17 protein-coding genes, 1 tRNA gene and 1 pseudogene are annotated in these 18568 nt (G+C 58.3%); 5 read left to right on the top strand and 14 right to left on the bottom strand.

What is annotated here, in order from left to right:
- Positions 1–235 precede the first annotated feature (235 nt).
- The 4 genes and pseudogenes from EP837_RS08470 to EP837_RS08460 form a co-directional block, all read right to left on the bottom strand.
- Positions 236–820 (bottom strand): hypothetical protein, encoded by a 585-nt coding sequence (locus EP837_RS08470; RefSeq protein WP_066526387.1) that lies wholly within the window; start codon positions 818–820, stop codon positions 236–238.
- On the bottom strand, positions 817–1227 hold the full coding sequence (locus tag EP837_RS21530; RefSeq protein WP_225870609.1) for a hypothetical protein: 411 nt from the start codon (positions 1225–1227) through the stop codon (positions 817–819). Before EP837_RS21530 ends, EP837_RS08470 begins: the two co-directional genes overlap by 4 nt.
- A gap of 36 nt (positions 1228–1263) precedes the next feature.
- Positions 1264–1578, bottom strand: a pseudogene (locus tag EP837_RS22010) (nucleotide-binding protein); the annotation flags it as partial.
- A 424-nt stretch (positions 1579–2002) separates the two neighbouring features.
- The gene (locus EP837_RS08460; RefSeq protein ID WP_066526383.1) at positions 2003–2455 is read right to left on the bottom strand and encodes a hypothetical protein; all 453 of its coding nucleotides are present in this window, start codon (positions 2453–2455) and stop codon (positions 2003–2005) included.
- A gap of 154 nt (positions 2456–2609) precedes the next feature.
- Between EP837_RS08460 and EP837_RS08455 the strand changes: the two genes are divergently transcribed.
- Complete coding sequence (locus EP837_RS08455; protein ID WP_156518435.1) at positions 2610–4109, top strand: hypothetical protein; 1500 nt, start codon at positions 2610–2612, stop codon at positions 4107–4109.
- A complete protein-coding gene (locus EP837_RS21940) occupies positions 4033–4428 on the top strand; it encodes a helix-turn-helix transcriptional regulator (RefSeq protein WP_335675583.1) in 396 nt (131 codons plus the stop codon). The genes EP837_RS08455 and EP837_RS21940 overlap by 77 nt, the downstream gene beginning before the upstream one ends.
- Here EP837_RS21940 and EP837_RS08450 read toward each other — a convergent pair.
- The 7 genes from EP837_RS08450 to EP837_RS08420 all read right to left on the bottom strand — a co-directional run bounded on the left by EP837_RS08450 (position 4425) and on the right by EP837_RS08420 (position 11458).
- A complete protein-coding gene (locus EP837_RS08450; protein WP_197486251.1) occupies positions 4425–4619 on the bottom strand; it encodes a BREX system Lon protease-like protein BrxL in 195 nt (64 codons plus the stop codon). The two genes, EP837_RS21940 and EP837_RS08450, sit on opposite strands and share 4 nt — an antisense overlap.
- 66 nt (positions 4620–4685) lie before the next feature.
- The gene (locus EP837_RS08445; protein WP_066526375.1) at positions 4686–7169 is read right to left on the bottom strand and encodes a GIY-YIG nuclease family protein; all 2484 of its coding nucleotides are present in this window, start codon (positions 7167–7169) and stop codon (positions 4686–4688) included.
- Positions 7162–8706: an Eco57I restriction-modification methylase domain-containing protein gene (locus tag EP837_RS08440; RefSeq protein ID WP_066526372.1), complete on the bottom strand. Its 1545-nt coding sequence runs from the start codon at positions 8704–8706 to the stop codon at positions 7162–7164. The genes EP837_RS08445 and EP837_RS08440 overlap by 8 nt, the downstream gene beginning before the upstream one ends.
- Positions 8699–9346, bottom strand: coding sequence for a restriction endonuclease subunit M (locus EP837_RS08435; RefSeq protein WP_066526369.1), 648 nt, complete (start codon positions 9344–9346; stop codon positions 8699–8701). Before EP837_RS08435 ends, EP837_RS08440 begins: the two co-directional genes overlap by 8 nt.
- On the bottom strand, positions 9343–9687 hold the full coding sequence (locus tag EP837_RS21265; protein ID WP_066529017.1) for a DUF6471 domain-containing protein: 345 nt from the start codon (positions 9685–9687) through the stop codon (positions 9343–9345). The genes EP837_RS08435 and EP837_RS21265 overlap by 4 nt, the downstream gene beginning before the upstream one ends.
- A gap of 205 nt (positions 9688–9892) precedes the next feature.
- A complete protein-coding gene (locus tag EP837_RS08425; protein WP_066526368.1) occupies positions 9893–11215 on the bottom strand; it encodes a tyrosine-type recombinase/integrase in 1323 nt (440 codons plus the stop codon).
- A gap of 153 nt (positions 11216–11368) precedes the next feature.
- Positions 11369–11458: transfer RNA gene (locus tag EP837_RS08420), tRNA-Ser, on the bottom strand.
- A gap of 123 nt (positions 11459–11581) precedes the next feature.
- Between EP837_RS08420 and hspQ the strand changes: the two genes are divergently transcribed.
- The 3 genes from hspQ to EP837_RS08405 all read left to right on the top strand — a co-directional run bounded on the left by hspQ (position 11582) and on the right by EP837_RS08405 (position 14769).
- On the top strand, positions 11582–11953 hold the full coding sequence (hspQ, locus tag EP837_RS08415; protein WP_066526367.1) for a heat shock protein HspQ: 372 nt from the start codon (positions 11582–11584) through the stop codon (positions 11951–11953).
- A complete protein-coding gene (locus tag EP837_RS08410) occupies positions 11910–12743 on the top strand; it encodes a GDSL-type esterase/lipase family protein (RefSeq protein ID WP_066526360.1) in 834 nt (277 codons plus the stop codon). The genes hspQ and EP837_RS08410 overlap by 44 nt, the downstream gene beginning before the upstream one ends.
- A gap of 91 nt (positions 12744–12834) precedes the next feature.
- A complete protein-coding gene (locus EP837_RS08405; protein ID WP_380803460.1) occupies positions 12835–14769 on the top strand; it encodes an OPT family oligopeptide transporter in 1935 nt (644 codons plus the stop codon).
- Between the two features lie 36 nt (positions 14770–14805).
- On the opposite strand, the gene EP837_RS08400 is transcribed toward EP837_RS08405, so the two are convergent.
- The 3 genes from EP837_RS08400 to queF form a co-directional block, all read right to left on the bottom strand.
- Complete coding sequence (locus EP837_RS08400; RefSeq protein ID WP_066526358.1) at positions 14806–17436, bottom strand: M1 family metallopeptidase; 2631 nt, start codon at positions 17434–17436, stop codon at positions 14806–14808.
- A 90-nt stretch (positions 17437–17526) separates the two neighbouring features.
- Positions 17527–17898, bottom strand: coding sequence for an endonuclease domain-containing protein (locus EP837_RS08395; RefSeq protein WP_066526355.1), 372 nt, complete (start codon positions 17896–17898; stop codon positions 17527–17529).
- A 137-nt stretch (positions 17899–18035) separates the two neighbouring features.
- A complete protein-coding gene (gene queF / locus EP837_RS08390) occupies positions 18036–18503 on the bottom strand; it encodes a preQ(1) synthase (protein ID WP_066526352.1) in 468 nt (155 codons plus the stop codon).
- Positions 18504–18568: the final 65 nt, after the last annotated feature.

Raw genomic sequence — 18568 nt, 5'->3', positions numbered from 1 at the left:
GGCAACGCTCCTCCCCGGCCAGGTCCGGCCTCGACTGAGGCAGCGCCAGAGCGGCCACGCGACAAAGCTGACGTCACCGCGCTGATGCGCGGTAGTCGAAGGCCAGCCCTGGCTAATTTCCTCCCAGGCTAATTTGAAAGCACACTAAACTTAAACCCGCAGCTATCTGCGGACGGAGCCGAAGGCGGAGGGGACAGCCTGTCAGTACAACATCGTTGAACTGACGGGCCTTCTACTACTGATTTGCGAGGCGGTCGGCGTATTCTGCCGCACAAATGCGAGCGTCGCTGCGGAACTGTTCCACGCCGTAATCTGCATCTTTCGCGACATTCCGCTGTTTGATCGCTGCTGCTCCGAAGACGGCATCAATGCAATGATTGAAGTTGATTTCCGAGATTGCGTGGTGGCGTATTTCCGGACGCGAGAGCCACCATTTGGTGCTGGCCCCACCAGTGACGAGGCCGAAGATCAAAACGAACAGCATCCAAAACGCGCCCCAGCGATACAGGCGCGCCATCGCGTCCCGACTGTCGACTGGCATCAGATCGCGGAAGGTATAGAAGGCAGTTTCCGCTGCCTTCTCAACTCGTTTGGGTAGGTCTCGATGAACGGTCTGTTGCGCCTCGAATGAGGCCTTCTGGACGACTTCATCAATCTGGCGGATATGTTCTGACCGGAAGATTATCTCAGCAAGGACACCGGGTGAGTCCCGCATTCCCACAGGAAGGCGCCGTAGGAATTTTTCCATTTTGACGTAATCTTCGGAACTTGCTTCGCGCTCCAACAGATCACGATACATCTGTTCGACAAGTTGTCTCATTGGACCAGCCCCGACTGTACGCAAAATGGACGAAAGGCTCGGATGATGTCGTCCCACCACAGCTCAAAATCGACCTGTTCGGACACGCTAAGCGTCAACATCGACAAATCATCGAACGGGCAACGTGCGCGGGCGATCTTCGTACGAGGCCGAATTTGCAGCGCCGGAATGAAGGTCTCCGACGCTCCGGCCGCAAGCATTTCTTCGCGCAGTTCGGACTCGTGCCACAGCACGAATGAGTGGGGGCTATCGCCGAACCGCCCATTCATCACGATCAGAGTTTGCTTTGGTGGCGCGAAATCTTTGACGCGGTTCAACAGGGTGATTCCGTCCGCCTCCTCATCAATCACCCAAACATGCAAAATGTCGCGATTGAGCTTTGCTACGGCCCGATTGACCCGGTGCATCTCGCGTTCCAGCGCGTCGCCGATATTCCCGGGCATATCGACAAGGAGGACGGCGTTTGAAGGGGAATTCTCCCACCCGTCAAGAAGCAGTCCCCAACCATCCGTATGGCGAAGATAAGCCCTCGTCACGGGCATGACCCTACGATAATATCGATCCAAATGCGCATTGCGCGCATCGCAATCGAAGCCGATGACGAGGTAGCCGGCTGACCGGAGAAATGCGGCCAAAATACGCGCAATGAGAGATTTGCCGATTCCGCCCTTGTCGCCATTGACGACAATGATAGGCGCAGGCGGTGAAGTCGCGAGTGGCGGAAATTCAGGGCAAATTGATCCTGTCTTTGCAGACATAACGTGCACTCCTCGAATAATTTGATCAATGTAGGTCGCTGATCGAGTTGATGAGCTTTCTTGACGGAAGCGCAGAGCGCCTGGCGGCAGTTCTTCAATCCATGCCGGCGCGGGTTATACGCTAGCTAATCGGCGCCTGCCGGAGCTTTCAACGCCATTTCTGCGAGGGAGCCTGTGGCCGGTTAGTGGGAGACAAACGCATAAATTTTAAGGTCTTTAATGACTTACCTGCACCTCCTTTGCCTCCGGTGACGAAGATCACAGAAGCCCCTTCAACGGCACGTGGCTCTCGGTGACTGGCAGCATTTTGATCGATAATAATGGTCACGATTTTGAGTCCTGTTGGGCGTCATTTCGAAAAAATGCGGGCAGATGACACGATCAAGGCGCCCGCCATTTTGATGAAAAGCTTTAGAAAGGAGAGTTAGTTCGGCACCATCAGGTCACTGTAGAGATCAGCGTGAGGTGCGCGCTTGGGAGCAATGACGCTGTGAGCGCTGCTCGCGTCCGCGGGGGCCGAAGTTCCCGAAGCGGTTTGCTGCCGCGGATTTTGCATCGAGACCGGCTCGGCATCGACGGGCGCATACTTCTGGCGCTTCTTTGGCCTTTTCAGCGCTGTTTCAGCGCTAGCCGATTTCAACTCCTTGCGACCAGCAGCCAGCGCCTCACGGAGGATCGACTGCGTAACGCGCGCGGCCTCCATCCAATCCTTGGCCCTCTGGTTGGCGACAATCGCGGGCAGTTTCACCCGAGGGTTCGCCGCCAGTAGCGCTTTCACGAACCGGGCGGCCGCTACCTGGGGCGCAGCAAGCAATTCGCGATCTGCCAGCAACTCACGTGCGACCTCCGCGCCGAGTTCCGCTTCATCGTTAGTCATCTTTACGTCCTCCTCTAAACCGAACCACGGTGGCTCGATGAGGACGATGTTAGACAGGAATGGAGGAACGCCGCGCGGTATACGATTCGATTTTTAATCAGACCTTTAGGGTCTTCCTCCACGGGGTGGATCCAATCCACCGGAGCAAATATACATGTTCGAAGATCTTTCAGATTTTTTTCCGCGCGGCTTTGGAAGCGGACCGGTGGACATGGAGATGATCCGCGCGTTGGCTAAGGACGTCGTGCTGCGGGTCCAGACGCATGGGATGGACCGACAAGAGTATCTAGCTCGCCTGTTCACAGAAGCGGATCTCGCTAGTTTACCCATCGGACACCTGATGGACCATCGCATCCGAATGCCACGCGATCTCGCCCTCAGCCTTGAGGACAAAAGCGAAGACCACATTATTAATGTTTTGAACCACATGCTATGTGCCTGCCCTCATGCGGAGGGCCGGGACCTTGTTGCTAAAGCTTTGAAGATTCAACTACCGGAATTGGCATCAAATCTTATCAAGATTCGTGAAAAAGATCCGCTGCTATTTGTCGATATAATTAGCGGGAATTTAGAAGACGCTCTAAATTCAATCGCAATTTCGGCCTTGGCTGGAAAACATCTGGTCCATGCGACCTCATGCACTGCGGACCTGCTGGTGCTTTATTCGATGTTCGAAATGCAACTTATCGCAGCACGAGCCGTGGCGTTGGACGCTGGCAAATTTTTGCCTTTCGGCTATACTGACGTGACGGAACGTGCTGCGTTTGACCTCGTGTCCGACATCGTCAATGCGTATATCTATCGGTTTGAGCAAAATAGACGAAAAATTAACGAGCTTCCAATGCTTCGGGGGCAACCTCCCGTGCTCGCTCAAAGATTCGATGAAAGCTTTGCGCAGCAAACTGCAAGTTCTCTAGGCATTTCCGAGGTCGATCACGACGAGAGCTTCGGTCATATCAGCAAAGAGCTATACGACTTTTTCCTCGAGATGAAAGAATACCTTGTCCAAGTGAAAGCCGATCCATCTTTTAAGGCTTCCCCGAGACATGGAAGCGATAGATTTAAAAGCACAGCTGCATCTACCTATTTTTTTGGTGTAAGCGCGGGCATTCAACTCGCCTTTGCCGCTCACCGGCTAATTAACTTATCGAGAAGAAAAAGAGATCTGACGTCGATCAATGCAAATCGACGTGAGATCGCTTTTCAAGGATGGCTAACAGCGGATCTCCCCGCCAAGAGGCAGAAGGACGCCACCGCAATTCTCTTCGTTATTAGAACACTGATCCTGAAGGATGATCAAGCCGGTACAGGATTTAGCTCGAACGGAGATGCTCTCGCTCTGTTAAAACAAATGAAATCGCATGAGCAAGATGGCAACGTGGCCGGCATATCCCTGCTAAAAGATGCAAAGCGAGATTACCCGATGAAAAGTGCGATTAGTCGAGGCACTGTGCCGCTCGCCGACACGATAGGCATGATGGGAGTGCAAGAGCTGGATTTGCTGCCCGACTACCGCTTGGGATTAAATTTGCCATCATCTACCGCGAAGTGCGCCATGGCCGAACCTAAGGTTAGCCATGACCAACGCCCGCGCAATAAATACTCAATCGTCCGCCGCTCGCGCAGCAATCCGCGCGCACCGAGCCGATTCTGACGACGTAGCGGAGTTGGTGTCGAGCTTGGCACACGCACTTAGCCATCTCCCGGCCAAAGAGCGGACAGGCCTCATCTGCGCTATCCTTCCCATATGCATGTCATATGGGACGTCATCGGGACCGAAGATGCCGACGAGCGGATCCAATTCAACATTCCTGCGCCTTCCTGACGTCATGCGCAGGACAGGGTTAAAAAGGTCTACGTTGTACAATAAAATAGCAGCCGGAACATTCCCGGCACAAATTCATATCTCCTGGAACTGCGCTGGGTGGCGGGAGGAAGAAGTAGATGCATGGTGCTCAAGCCCAAAAATTTAAATTCCGATCATTGCTCTTTGTCCATAGTGAATTTGCCGGTTCACCGCCTCATAGCGGTAGGTATGCTTGAACTGGTAGTGGAAGGCCTCTTTCAAGTAGTCCGTGATGAACCCATAGCGGTTCGTCAAAAACTCATTGCTGTTCTTTGGCATTTCCCAGCCAGAGTTATAGGCAGCGAAACGGTCCACCACCGCTAGGTCCGATTCCGGCGCCAATCTTATCTAGCAGATAAACCAATCGCGGTCACACGCTCCGGATCAGACGAATTCGTGCGCCGATATTACAGTGTCGTATAGGCCGACGTCCGCACCCTCGTGGCGATTAAGTCCAGTGTAGGACAAGCTAGCGTCCTCATATCGCTTGAACTTGTAGACGGCGTCATTCATCAGCCCGCTGTTGAAGACGCCCAGGCTGACTAAGAGTTCGAAATCCGGAATTCCCAGTCCGGTGACCTTCTTAAATAGCCTTGGCTCGAGCTGTGTAATGATGTCACGCAAGCACTTTTCGCGGTAATCCGTGAGATACATGAAGATCGGGATGCGCGTCGCGAACTTGACCAGCTTCGTCTGGATCTCCTTGCGGACACTCTTGTATTCCTTCTCCTCCTCACTGAGCTCCTTCTTTTCCTTTGCCGTCAGATCACGATCGCTGGCTTCGGCCCTCGTCTTCTTGACCGATTCTGACTTGTTGATGATCGTCTCGATTTCCTGATTGAGATTACGAAAGCCTTCGATCTTCATCAGCGCTTGCATGGCGGCGTCGCTGTTCATCAGTCGCTGCAGGGTGTTGTTGTCCACGTTCACCAGCAACGCGCTTTCCCAGCGCCGCGCGAGCAGTGTGGCTGTCGTCCCGCTCATCGCCATATCGAGCACGCCGACGGCGTCGATCTGGCGCATGGAACTGCCGTCGTAAGCCAGAACAGGGAGGAAGTGGATGAACTCCTCGACCTTCTTCTCGGCGTTCGTCTCGTCCACATTGAGACGGCAACTGTAATCAGCTACTTGCTTGAGCGCGCGGTTGGGTGCGAAGTCGAAAACGTAGCATTCCTGTTTGACGATCTCCCGCCTGGATGGAGACCCAGAATCAGGATTCTGGACGACCCAGGGCGTCTGCACGCGAAACGCCGCCTGGAAGTAGCTCTCCGGGCTAGAGATGTTTCGAAGCATCAGGATGCCGCTCCATGGTTTCACGGACACACCGGTGGTCAGCTTCCCACACGACAAAGTGATAGACTTGGACTTAAGCGGATCCTCCATGCCGTCCAGGACAGGCTGGAGCGCCGCCACGCCGATACCAGCTCTACTACCCGCGCAAACCATCACGTTGTAGTCATGATAAAAGCGGTTCTGGCGCTCGGACATCAGGTTCTTCATCGCGTGGCACGCTGCCACGGACGGCAGATACCAGAAGGTGTGCGACAAGAGATTCAGGAGGCGCACGTCTGAGAACGGCATCGGCGGTCGCTCGTTGCCAAGCCGAAGATTGTCTATCGCAGTTTCCTCGTAGGACCCGCGGATGAGATCGAGCCAGCTCTGAACCTCGTCCTTGTATTTGAAACGTGCCTGATCGCCTTCGCCCTCGGCCGAAAAGAAGACATTGAGGTCAAACTCGTCGAACTCACCCTGCATGGCAATTTCCCGGATCGCATCAGGCAATTGGTAGGTGAGCATCACCATTCGCGGCAAAGAGGCATAGGGATTGTCTTCGCCTTCCCATTGCTCCTTCGCCCGCTGTTCATCGGAATAGGTCCAGTTGTAGATCTGCTCCTCAATGAACTCCCCCGATGCAATCGCGCGGAAAGGGGTTCCTGACAGATACAGGTATGCGCCCGTTGTGATCGGCATGTTCTCCTCGGAGAAGTAGTCGAGACCATCGCCTTGGGCGAATTCCAATTCCCTGCGATCCTCGGCTTCGAACAATTCTTTCGCGCTCTCGCGCCAAGCGCCGTAATGATATTCGTCGAAGATCACGCAGTCCCAATTGGTCGCGTGAACCCACTCGTTCTTGGCCTTGATACCGCCGACGGAGTTTTTGCCGAGGAAGTCTTGGAAAGAGCCAAAGCACACGATTGGACGGGATATATCAACCTCAGCCTCGGACAGGCCGCCCCGTGACACGAACTGCCACCCCTCGAAGTCGATGTGGCCTTTGAGGTCCTCTTCCCAGGCATTCTGCACGGCCGGCTTGAAGGTGAGCACAAGCACCTTGTTCCAACCCATGCGCTTCACAAGCTGATACGAAGCGAACGTCTTCCCGAAGCGCATCTTCGCGTTCCAGAGGAAGTGCGGAGTATGGTTTCCTTCGTCATCGTTGAAGCTGGTGAAATACCGCACGGTCTTCTCCACCGCGGCCGCTTGCTCCGGACGCATCTTGAAGTTCTGCGTCCGGTTGTCTTCGTTGTCGATGCCTTCACGAACCGCCAGGACAGCGGCGCGGACATCATCGACACTGCACTTGAACCATTCGCCCGCGGGATTGCGGACCCCCTTTTTACGAAGCTGACGATGGATATCGCGGTCGGTGAAAGAGCCTCCATCATTCCAGACCGCGCTCTCCTCGAGCACGATTTCGTAGGGCAACTCACCTGGGCGCTTGGTCGGATACTGCTGCGCTACGCGGCTCTCGACATCGCGTGCCGTAAAGCCGACCTTGAGCATGCCTTCGTAAGCAGGGCTCTTATCTCGATAGGCGTAAATTTTGGGATTGATGTCGGGCTTAGGCGGAAAAAACGGATCAGGCATCGACTGACTCCAGATCGAGTTCCAATTCGATCGGCGCCACTGTCTCCTCGATGTAAGCGATTTCGGCATCGGTCAGGCCGTAGCGATTATAGAGGGCCTCATCAGTCCACATACGGTCAAAGGGGACCACTGGCACAAAGCTGTAGACGTCCTTGGACGCATGGACGGAAATTTTACGCAACGAGACCAAGAACCGGACAAAACGGGTCTTAAGATAACTCGCGCAGCGTACTACCGATTCGCGGTCGTCGAACCTGCCGGCCACATTGTAGGTTTCCGAACAAACCTCACCGGGGGCGATGATCTTGGGAGCGCTGAGGAACTTCGATTCAATGGCAGCGCTGGTTCCCTGCACGGCAGACATCAACACTTTCCACTGATCGATCCATTCAGCATTCTGCTGGACCTGGCCTCTATCAATCCAGCTGACCTTCTGTGATCCGTAGAGCTTCACTGGATCGGCCAATCCACGTCGATAAGCCCGCCCATGGAAGTTGGTCCTGAACCCGAACGGTTTTGAGCTGGACACCACGGTATCGTAGGTGCCCTCCCGCTGCCCGTTTTCCCTGAACCCCTTAACCTTCTCCAAGATCGAGATTGCTTCGTTGCGCCGAACCAGAACGTCGTATTGATTGAGATGGCGTTCCATCGGATCACCGAGCGGGAGGTTGTCCCACATCGTCTGAATCGCGCACGGACCTTGGTAATTCTTGTCGCGGAGAAAGTAGCATACCCCTCCACGGATTTTAACGCCGGGGAAGGCGTCATATAGCTTCGGGTAGTCGACGAGCTTTTTGATAGATTTGTCCGCCAGCATCTCAGCCCGAAATCCGTCCAAGCCTTTACCTCCGGAATACCAGCGCGCTGGGATGATCATGATCAGATAAGAGGGATTGAGCTTCTTCGCCTGCTCCACGAACTTATGATATATTGGGCTCGCACTTGCGTTGTGCCCACCGTCCGAGAGTTGGTATGGAGGGTTACCAATGATGACGTCGAACTTCATGTCGAAGAGGCCTTCGGGTTTGTCAGTGTGAATGAATTTATAGGCATGCGTTTCGAGATCATCGCCACGCGCCATCAAGGATTTTGAAGCACCACAGTATCTGCAGCGATTGCCATCCCATGTGTGCTCGACCCGGCTAAACCGGATGTTGCCATCTGGACCATCGAAGTCGGTGCAGGCGGAGAAGGGGCTGTTTGCGCTCTTGGAGCAGTAAACCGATCTACGGGCCAGAAGCGCAGTGAGCTCGGTGATAGCAATCCCGTACAGCTGGTTTTTGAAGATGTGATTGACCCGCTCCTGCTCGTCTGGGAACTCCCCCTTCAGACCCTCGATCAGGCGCTTTGCGATCTCGCGCAAAAACACCCCGGATTTGGTAACTGGATCGAGGAAAGTAGCGCCGCTGTCAGACCACAGGCTAGCTGGAAGCTGATCAAGAATCTCGTTCGCCAGCTCTGGCGGTGTGAAGACCTCGTCGTTGCTTAAGTTTGCCAGGCAGCTGAGGACGTCGGGATTGTAGTTGATCTCAAGCATGCTCAGCCTCAGCCAGCTTCAGGTAATGAGTCAGAGGGAATTCACGGACGGGCTTCGGGATAAAGGCCTCCTCCCCCAAATCGGAGAACAGACTGGGACCTTCCATCGGCTGATATACCAAGAGATGTGCCAGCGAGTAATCGCGGCGCTTCACGAGGCTGCCATTGACCGGAGACCACTCCGAAAAGACGATCGGTTGGGGTCGACGGCCTACGGTCGTCATCGTGAGCGCGTCACCGCAAACGATGTTACGATCCAGAACATATCTTGCCGAGGAACGACATTCATCGCGGCATTCCGGGCCGAAGTAGCGCGAGTAAATGTCGTTGAAATATTCGTAGAGTCGGTCACGGCATTCAGATACGTTGTCCTCCAGCAGGTCGACGCCATAAATCGAGCCAAGTGCCAGAATAGAGTATCGCTCGAACTCGAGTTGTCCCCGCCCATAGCGTTCCTCGACAATGCTCAGCTTGCGACGAAGGACCTCGATCAGAAAATTTCCCGATCCGCAGGCGGGCTCAAGGAATCTGCTGTCGATCCTCTGCGTCTCGGATTTGACCAAGTCGAGCATGGCATTCACCTCACGTTCGTCGGTGAACACCTCCCCGTGGTCAATGACTCGCTGTCTGGTCTTGATCATCTGGCCATCCCTCCTTCGCCTGGCGCGCGAGGGCCTTTCGCGAGATGCTGCGCACCACCCCTTCCGGATGCCTCATCAAGCGACTTCGGGACCTGTATCCACTCGACACCCAGCGCCATCAAGCACTGCAAGAGGAAGACAGCGCTGAACTTGCCGCGGCCGACCTTGTTTTTCACGTTCAACTCGTTGTCGCCGACGCCGATGCCGGAAAGCATCTCAGCCAAAGTCGCATAGGAAATGCCGCGGCGCATCATTTCGGCGCGCAGCATGTTTTTTGCGGTCTCTTCCCAGGCCCTGTCATCGAAGATGGACGCTGGACCTGAATCATCATAGCTGGTCATGACGGACATTATATGACCAACGTTTCAAAGCTCAAAGCTCTTAGCACTACTTTTAGTGTCGAAAGCATAGAATATGATGCATTATTCGTTGCGCCGGGGACATAAAGCACCGTATATAATGCCTGGAGCATCTTATACGTGGCGCAGCATTGCGCGTCACGAAAAATTGAAGATGCTTCGCCGCCAAGATTGCCCCTAACCGCACTCAACGTGTGTTAGCCCTAGACCTCCTTGGGCCGCTCAAGAGCACCGAAGCAGACTGTTGATCCTCCATAATTAGATCCGCCCATTTTTGCGCCAGCTCCCTTCTCCGCTCCATGTAAGCCGCACGATTATAGATGAGTTCGCTACCAGACATCCCTGCCGGGATGTGCGCTAGCATTAGGTCGATAATGAGCCGGTCGATCAGGAGACGATCTGAACCTGGGTGCGATCGCTCCACCAGGCCATTCATCGTGGTGGAAAAGGATGAACGCCATCCATGCGGGACATGACGCCCCTTATACCCGATCCGATTGTACAAATATCCGACGGCATTTTCACTCAACGGTTCCAAGCCGCTGCGCGCCCCAGGAAACGCTAAGGGGCCGCGACCCGAAAGAAGACGGGCGACACGAAGAACCTCCACAGCTTGGTGCGAAAGCGGGACAATATGTTCGAACACCTCATCTTCACGGAGTACGAGCATGAGCTTGATCCGGGCAGCCGGGATACGCCACAGCGGCCTATCGGCACGCTCATCTGGCTTATCCCAATCGATGCCCTCGAATTCGCTCCAGGGCGCGGTTCGAATCATCCCTGGTCGCTGAGCAGTCAGCGCCATCATTCTTGATGCGAGGCGGGTAATCGGATGAGAGGCCGAGCGATCAACGGCACGAATCAGCGCCTGAATCTCATCCATCTCCGTCAGCGCAGGCCACCTGCGTGCAGGGGGAACGGCCTTTAGGCTGACCTTCATATCAGCGGCAGGGTTCTCGCGGCACGCACCGAGACCCTTGCCATATTTGAATATCGCTGAACACCGCTGGAGTAAGCGATGAGAGGTCTCAATAGACCCTCGCGCTTCAACTTTTTTGAGTGTGGCGAGGAGAAGGGGCTCGTCGATGTCGGTTATGGGAAGCCCTCCAATGGCAGGAAAAATATCTCGCTCCAGACTGTTGATGACATCGGCCGCATGTACAGGTTTCCAACGAGCTACTTGATCGGCATACCATTGCCTGCCCACCTTCTCGAACGTGTTCTCCATCTGAGCCACGTTGGCGAGCTTGCGCTTCTTCGCCTCGATCACCGGATCGCGGCCGTCTCGTAACATCCGTTTGGCGTCATCCCGCATGCCCCTAGCCTCGACCAACGACAGATCGGGGTAGCTTCCCAACACGAGGCGCTTCTCTTTGTCTGCGAAGCGGTATTTGAGCCGCCAGCTGCGGTGGCCGGTTTTCGTTACGAACAGATACAACCCCCCAGAATCGGCAAGTTTGTAGTCCTTGTCCCTAGGCTTCGCCTTTCGAATTGCAGCGTCAGTCAGCATGCCCCCAAATCCTCAATTCGATGCCCCCAAAATGCCCCCAAATGCCGCTGGCTTGGGCTGGATATCGCTGGATGCGCTTGGACACGCGAATCGCCTAAAATCCCGTTAATACGGGATTTTATGGATGCCCTTGGATCCGGTTGGATGCTTAAGTGGCGGAGAGGGAGGGATTCGAACCCTCGGTACCGTTGCCGGCACGCCGCATTTCGAGTGCGGTGCATTCGACCACTCTGCCACCTCTCCGCAGAAGGTTCAGCATGCGCCGACCCGGTCGAGCGGCGGCCATTAGCGAATGATCGTCGGCTTGCCAAGCGGCCAGGACCGTATTTTTCTTGTAACAAGGCGCGAGCGTCCTAAATTGCCATCATGACCGACACGACCGCAATTTTCGGAGCCGACATCACTGCACCGCCCGTTGTCCATGCGCGCTTCAGCATTGGCGATGTCGTCAAACATCGCCGCTTCGGCTTTCGCGGCGTCGTGTTCGACATCGATCCCGTCTTCGCCAATAGCGAGGAGTGGTATCGGGCCATTCCTGAAGAATCCCGGCCGGACAAGCATCAGCCCTTCTATCATCTCCTCGCCGAAAATGGCGAAACCAGCTATGTCGCTTATGTGAGCCAGCAGAATCTGCTCGCCGACGATAGCGGGGAGCCTGTGGACCATCCGGCCATTGCGGGGATGTTCGGCACCTATGCCAACGGTAAATATCAATTGCGGTCGCTTCATCGGCATTGAGGTTCGCGGGTCGAGGCGAGCGTCCGGACGATCGCTCGCGGCTCTCGTCCTGCCGCTGCTTGCACCGGCGCTGGCAGTCGCGCAGACGGAGACGCCCGGATCGTCGGAAGCGCCGCGCGTAAATGCCGATCCTGTCTTTCCCTTCTCCAACGAAATCGCCGCTTTCGCCAAAGCCAATGAGGTGGACGCAACTGCGCCAGGCGCTGTCCTCTTCCTCGGCAGCTCCAGCATCCGCCTCTGGAATACCGGCGGCAGTTTTCCCGACAGGGGCACCCTCAATCGCGGCTTCGGCGGGGCTACGACGCGCGACGTCCTCCATTATTACGTCCGCCTCCTCCCCCGCGCCGCGCCACAATCGGTGCTCGTCTATGTGGGGGAGAATGACTTGGCAGGCGGCGCGACGCCTGGGGCGGTGGCGCATGACGTGCTGGCGCTGCTCAAGAGGCTGCGCGCCGACTATCCCAAGGCGCGCATCGCCTATCTGTCTCTTAAACCCAGCCCCATCCGCTGGACGCTCTGGCCGAAGATGGCGGCCGTCAACATGACGGTCGCGGCGCGAAGCCGGGTCGGGCGCTTTGACTATCTCGACGTGGGCAGCGCCTTGCTCGCGCGGGACGGCTTGCCGGACGCCTCGCTGTTCGGACCCGACGGACTTCACATGAACGCGCGCGGCTATAGCCGGTGGAACAGTCTGGTGGACGGTTGGCTCGACCGAAAGGAAATGGCCTCTGCCGCGGGTCAGAGCGTGCGGCCATCGGCCTCTGTCCACCATGCCTCACTTTCCGATTGATCCACGGTCCGGCAACATTATTACCATACATCTGTAAAAGACACCCGAGGGGGAGACGCTGGTGACGACTGATTCGGCCAAGGCCGCGCCCATGGCGGAGCTGACGCTTCGCGGCGTCATATTAGGCGCGCTCATCACGCTGCTCTTCACCGCGGCCAATGTGTATCTCGGCCTCAAGATCGGCCTGACCTTCGCTACATCGATCCCCGCGGCCGTCATTTCGATGGCCGTGCTGCGGCTCTTCGCGACGGGCACGATCCTGGAAAATAATATTGTCCAGACCATCGCCTCGGCCGCGGGCACCTTGTCGGCGATCATCTTCGTATTGCCCGGCCTCGTCATCATCGGCTGGTGGACCGGCTTTCCCTACTGGTTGTCCGCCTTCACCATCGCGTTGGGCGGCATATTGGGCGTCATGTATTCGGTGCCGTTGCGCCGCGCGCTGGTGACGGGTTCGGACTTGCCCTATCCCGAAGGCGTCGCCGCCGCCGAAGTGCTGAAAGTCGGCGCAGGATCGCGCGAGGGGCTGGAAGAAAATAAACGCGGCCTCGCCGCCATCATCATGAGTTCGCTCGCCGCCGCCGCCTTCTCGATCATCGCCAAGACGAAGTTGATCGCGGAGGAAGCGGCGACCTTTTTCAAGTTCGGCAGCGGCGCGACATCCCTTTCGACCAGCTTTTCCATGGCGCTGATCGGCGTTGGCCATCTCGTCGGTCTGTCGGTGGGCGTCGCGATGTTCGTGGGGCTGCTGATCAGCTGGGTCGGGCTCGTTCCCTGGCTCACCTCGCCCCTGCCGGCCGGGGCCGATATCGCAGAAGTGGTCGGCACCACCTTCCGCATGAAGGCGCGCTTCATCGGTGCAGGCACGATCGGCGTGGCGGCGATCTGGACGCTACTCAAGATATTGGGACCGATCATCAGCGGCATCCGCTCCGCCATTGCCGCGGCACAGCGGCGCAAGGCGGGCGAGGGCGGCCTGCTTGAACTCACCGAGCGCGACTTGCCGATCGGCATTGTCGGCGGCACCATCCTCGCCTCGCTCGCGCCGATCGCGGTCCTGCTCTGGTATTTCGCGCAAGGCGGGCCGATCGCGCTCAATCCTGTGCCGATCCTCATCCTGACCTTGGCCTATATCCTGGTCGCGGGCATCGTTATCGCTTCCGTCTGCGGCTATATGGCGGGCTTGATCGGCGCGTCGAACAGCCCGATTTCGGGCGTCGGCATCCTCGCGGTGCTGGGCGCGTCGCTGATCCTCGCGGCCATCTACGGATCGGGCGGCGATCCCAAACAGTCCCAGGCGCTGATCGCCTATGCGCTGTTCGTCACCGCCATCGTCTTCGGCATCGCCACCATCTCGAACGACAATCTCCAGGACCTCAAGACCGGCCAACTGGTCGGCGCGACGCCCTGGAAGCAGCAGGTCGCGCTGGTCCTCGGCGTCATCTTCGGCGCGCTGGTGATCCCGCCGGTCCTCGACCTTCTCAACAGCGCCTTCGGTTTCGCAGGCGCACCGGGTGCCAAGGCCAGCGCCCTCCCCGCGCCCCAGGCCGCCCTGATCTCCGCCCTCGCCAAGGGCGTGCTGGGCGGCGATCTCGACTGGAACCTGATCGGCACCGGCGCGCTGATCGGCGCGGTGGTGGTCGCGATCGACGAACTGCTGGGGAAGGCCGGCAAGCTGCGCTTGCCCCCGCTTGCCGTCGGCATGGGAATCTATCTGCCGATGGCGCTGACCCTGCTGATCCCTGTCGGCGCGGTCATCGGCCATCTCTACAACCGCTGGGCAGTGCGTCAGCCCAACCCCGACTTTGCCGAGCGCATGGGCGTGCTGATGGCGACCGGCTTCATCGTCGGGGAAAGCCTGTTCGGCGTCGCCTTCGCCGGGATGGTCGCTGCGACGGACAGCGACGCCCCGCTCGCTCTTGTGGCGGAAAATCCCTGGGCCGTGCCGCTCGCCCTTCTGATCTTCGCAGGCGTTATCGCTGCACTCTACACCCGCCTCAAGCGGCAGGCGTCCCTCGCCTTCTGACAAGAAAAGACGGTGGATCGCTCCACCGCCCTTCCCTCACTTCTTCGCGAACCAGCTTACCAGAGCGGGCTTCAGCCTGGCCCGCGTCTCGATCCGCGTCTTGATGGCCGAGATCGACCGATCCACCACCTTGCGCGATTCCGGCGTCAGATACTGGCTGGCATAAGCGTCGAGCTTCGTCACCATCGCGGGGTCCGCCGATCCGCCGCCCAGCCGCGCGATCGCCTGGCTCCGCGCCGACACGTCGATCAGCGCCTCATATTGCGCCCGGTGCGCCAGCACATAATCCACCGCCAGCATCGGATGCTCCGCCCCCACGGCGGAGATGATCGCCGCGCTGGTCGTCTTGCCCGGCTCGTCGGTCATCGCCAGGTCCAGCGCCTTACGCGCCAGCCCCTCATCCTTCGCCGCCCCCAGCAAAGCGAACAGCGTGCTCTTCTCCAGGTCGCTCTTCGCTCCATTGGCCATGGCGCGCAGCTTTTCCCATGTCGCCGCATCCGCATTCTGGCCGATGATCCGCAGCCACACATTGCGCAGCGGCCCGTCGAGCAAGGCAGGTTCAGCAAAGCGCCGCTTCGCCTCCGCCACTACCGCCTTGTCGCCCATGCCCCCCAGCGTCGCCACCAGCGCCGACCGCAGCACCGGAACCTGCGGCCCCTCACCAGCCTTCGCATCAAAGCCGACACCCGCCAGCACCGGTCCCAGCTTGCGCGACGCATAAGCGGCCACGCGCGCCTGCGCCGCCTTGTCGCCCTCCAACATCAGATAGGCGCTGTCGAGATAATCCGGCACCTCCGCCAGCACCGCCGGGCTCGCGCTTGCAGGCACCGCATCCACCATGTCGAGCGCCAGCCCGATCGGCTGGTAGCCCCCCAGCCCCAGCTGGAAATTATCCGCCATCAGCCCGATCTGGTCCATCGATGGTAGCCGCGTGAACCCCTTCACCAGAGCCTGCACATTCGCCTGCGGATAGAGCGAGCGGTAATAGCCCGTCTGCCCCGCATTGATCACATAGGCCCCGCAGCCCGGCAGCGTGACCGACGCCGTCCCGTTCAGGATCAACCGCTGCGGCGCCCCGCCGATCGTCTGCGCCATCACCGGCACATTCCACTTGAGCGGTGCCTTGTCCTTCCGGTCGCGGCTGAACTCTCCCTGCGACAGGGCAAGGACAGTCGATCCGCCCTTGCACTGCGCACTCTCCACCTTCACCAGCGGAATGCCCGGCTGGCTGGTAAAGTCATGCGCGATCGAAACGAGCCCCTGGGCTCCCGCACCCTCGACCGCCTTCCACAGGTCGTCGGTCACGGTATTCCCATAGGCGTGCTGCTTCATGTAGCTACGGATACCCTGCCGCCACACATCCTCACCCGCATAGCCTTCCAGCATGGTGATGACCGCCTCACCCTTTTCATAGGTGATGTCGTCGAACGCCTGGTTCACCTCATCGACGGTATGGATCTTCTGCACCACCGGATGGGTCGTCGCCAGCGCATCGAGCGCCATCGCCCGCTCGCGTCCGCCCACGCGGGTCAGCAGCATTTCCCAGTCCGGCTGCAGCTTGTCGGTAACCTTGGTCGCCATCCAGCTGGCGAAACCCTCGTTCAGCCACAGATCGTCCCACCAGGCCATGGTGACAAGGTCGCCGAACCATTGATGCGCCATTTCATGCGCGACGATCGAGTAAATGGTCCGCCGCGTCCCCTCCGACGTAAAGCGTGGATCGACCAGCAGCGCGCGCTCGAAGGTGAAGATCGCGCCCCAATTCTCCATCGCGGAGAAGAACTGGCTCTGACCCGGACCCGCGACATTATCGAGCTTGGGCAGCGGGAAAGGCACGCCGAAATAGTCATTATACCATGGCAGGATCGCCGCCGACGCATCCAGCGCCAGCTGCGCCTTCCCCGTATTCCCCTTGCCGGTAATGACACCAACCTCGGTCGCCCCCGCCATCTTCGTCGCCCGCTCCAGATCGCCCAGCCCGAAGAAGAGCAGATAGGAGGACATTTTGGGGCTGGTGCCGAACGTCACCCGCGTCTTGCCGCCGCCCAGATCCTTCGACGTCGCGACCGGCATGTTGCTGACCGCCAGCTGCCCCGTGGGCACGATGGCGGATAGGTCGAAGGTCGCCTTGTAGCTCGGCTCGTCAAAGCTCGGGACAAAGCGCCGCGCATCGGGCGCTTCGAACTGGGTGAACAGCGCCCGCTTCGCCTTCCCCGCATTGTCGGTATAGTCGAGCGCGAACATCCCGTTCGCCTGCGTGTTGATCACCCCGGCATAGACAATGTCGAGCTTGTAGCTGCCCGGCGCCACCGGCTTGCCGAAATCCAGCGCCACCGTCTGCGCAGCCGCATCGATCCTGGCCGTTCCCTTCATCGCCTTGCCCTTGGCAGGGGTCAGCGTCACGCCACTGATGGTCAGATCGGCGGCATTCAGCACCAGCACCGGCATCGCCTGCGCCACATCAAGGTCGATCGTCGCCTTGCCGCTGAATTTCAAATTCGCCGCGTCAGGCGTCACCTCGATCGCATAATGACGGGGCGCGGCGCCACGCGGCAACTGGGTCGTGATCCCCGGCGCAGGGCCAGCGGACGCCTGCGCCCATGCGGGCTGGGTCAAAGCCAGCGGAGCAGCCGCCAGCAACAAGGACGAAATTTTGGAAAAGGACATCAGGTTCGCAACTCCGACACGTTGAGAACGGCGCAGCCCCAACGGCCTAGCGCCACGATAGTTGCGGGATCGAACCTTTCTCGCCCGCGGTCAAGCGGTTGGTCGAACTTTGTTGTTCATTTGTTTAATAGTAAGGCTGCTGCGGATGCTGGCGAGCACGCCATCCAGATTCTCAATAACCTCATGATTCCAGAATCGGGTCACGGCATATCCCTGCCGCTCCAGGAACCGCGTCCGTTGTAGATCAAGGTCATCCCCATGCTGGCCATCGTCCACTTCCACGATCAGGCGATATTCGGCGCGCAGCAGATCGACGACATAAGGACCGATTGTCGCCTGCCGCCCAAACTTGAAGCCATCCAGTTGCCGATTACGGAGCACCGCCCACAGCCGCTTTTCGCATTCCGTCGCGTCTCGTCGCAACCGAACGGCGTTCGGATTGATACGCCTGATAGCCAGCATAGCTCTCCGCCCTCACCCAACCCTCCCCCGCCAGCGGGAGAGGGCTTTCGCGTCCTTCCAGATCCTTCTCTCGCGAGCGGGAGAAGGATACGCAGCCTTGCCGACCCTGTCGGCTAGGCGAAGTTGGATGAGGGTGCTCACCCCCGCCCGCGATACCCCGGCACGTCCTGCGCAGGCAGCCATAACCCCACAGGCGGCTCGCCCGATTGCCAGAACACATCGATCGGAATCCCCCCGCGCGGATACCAATAGCCGCCGATCCGCAGCCACAAAGGTTGCATCTCCGCAAACAGCCGCCCGCCAATCCCCACCGTGCAATCCTCATGGAATGCCGCATGGTTACGAAACGCGCCGAGGAACAGCTTCAGCGACTTCGATTCGACGATCGTCGCGCCGGGCGCATAATCGATCACCAGATGGGCAAAGTCAGGCTGGCCTGTGACGGGACAGAGCGAGGTAAATTCCGGCGCGGTGAAGCGCACCAGATAGGGCTTTCCGGGCCGCGGATTGGGCACATAGTCGAGCACCGCCTCTTCAGGAGAAGCAGGCAAGGCGCTGCTCTGCCCAAGATGGATTGGTTTTACAGTTTCAGGCGTATCAGTCATGACCGGCCATCTACGTCATTGCACGCCTAATGTCACCGCAGCGCCGATGCTCCTCCTCGTTCACC

The sequence above is a fragment of the Sphingobium sp. EP60837 genome (assembly GCF_001658005.1).
Lineage (GTDB): Bacteria > Pseudomonadota > Alphaproteobacteria > Sphingomonadales > Sphingomonadaceae > Sphingobium > Sphingobium tyrosinilyticum.
This window is presented reverse-complemented; position numbering and strand designations above follow the sequence as displayed.

Excerpts from the sequence above, each read along its gene's own strand:
- EP837_RS08470 (WP_066526387.1), bottom strand. The coding sequence starts at position 820 with ATGAGACAACTTGTCGAACAGATGTATCGTGATCTGTTGGAGCGCGAA.
- EP837_RS21530 (WP_225870609.1), bottom strand. The coding sequence starts at position 1,227 with ATGCACCGGGTCAATCGGGCCGTAGCAAAGCTCAATCGCGACATTTTG.
- EP837_RS08460 (WP_066526383.1), bottom strand. The coding sequence starts at position 2,455 with ATGACTAACGATGAAGCGGAACTCGGCGCGGAGGTCGCACGTGAGTTG.
- EP837_RS08455 (WP_156518435.1), top strand. The coding sequence starts at position 2,610 with ATGTTCGAAGATCTTTCAGATTTTTTTCCGCGCGGCTTTGGAAGCGGA.
- EP837_RS21940 (WP_335675583.1), top strand. The coding sequence starts at position 4,033 with ATGACCAACGCCCGCGCAATAAATACTCAATCGTCCGCCGCTCGCGCA.
- EP837_RS08445 (WP_066526375.1), bottom strand. The coding sequence starts at position 7,169 with ATGCCTGATCCGTTTTTTCCGCCTAAGCCCGACATCAATCCCAAAATT.
- EP837_RS08440 (WP_066526372.1), bottom strand. The coding sequence starts at position 8,706 with ATGCTTGAGATCAACTACAATCCCGACGTCCTCAGCTGCCTGGCAAAC.
- EP837_RS08435 (WP_066526369.1), bottom strand. The coding sequence starts at position 9,346 with ATGATCAAGACCAGACAGCGAGTCATTGACCACGGGGAGGTGTTCACC.
- EP837_RS21265 (WP_066529017.1), bottom strand. The coding sequence starts at position 9,687 with ATGACCAGCTATGATGATTCAGGTCCAGCGTCCATCTTCGATGACAGG.
- EP837_RS08425 (WP_066526368.1), bottom strand. The coding sequence starts at position 11,215 with ATGCTGACTGACGCTGCAATTCGAAAGGCGAAGCCTAGGGACAAGGAC.
- hspQ (WP_066526367.1), top strand. The coding sequence starts at position 11,582 with ATGACCGACACGACCGCAATTTTCGGAGCCGACATCACTGCACCGCCC.
- EP837_RS08410 (WP_066526360.1), top strand. The coding sequence starts at position 11,910 with ATGCCAACGGTAAATATCAATTGCGGTCGCTTCATCGGCATTGAGGTT.
- EP837_RS08405 (WP_380803460.1), top strand. The coding sequence starts at position 12,835 with ATGGCGGAGCTGACGCTTCGCGGCGTCATATTAGGCGCGCTCATCACG.
- EP837_RS08400 (WP_066526358.1), bottom strand. The coding sequence starts at position 17,436 with ATGTCCTTTTCCAAAATTTCGTCCTTGTTGCTGGCGGCTGCTCCGCTG.
- EP837_RS08395 (WP_066526355.1), bottom strand. The coding sequence starts at position 17,898 with ATGCTGGCTATCAGGCGTATCAATCCGAACGCCGTTCGGTTGCGACGA.
- queF (WP_066526352.1), bottom strand. The coding sequence starts at position 18,503 with ATGACTGATACGCCTGAAACTGTAAAACCAATCCATCTTGGGCAGAGC.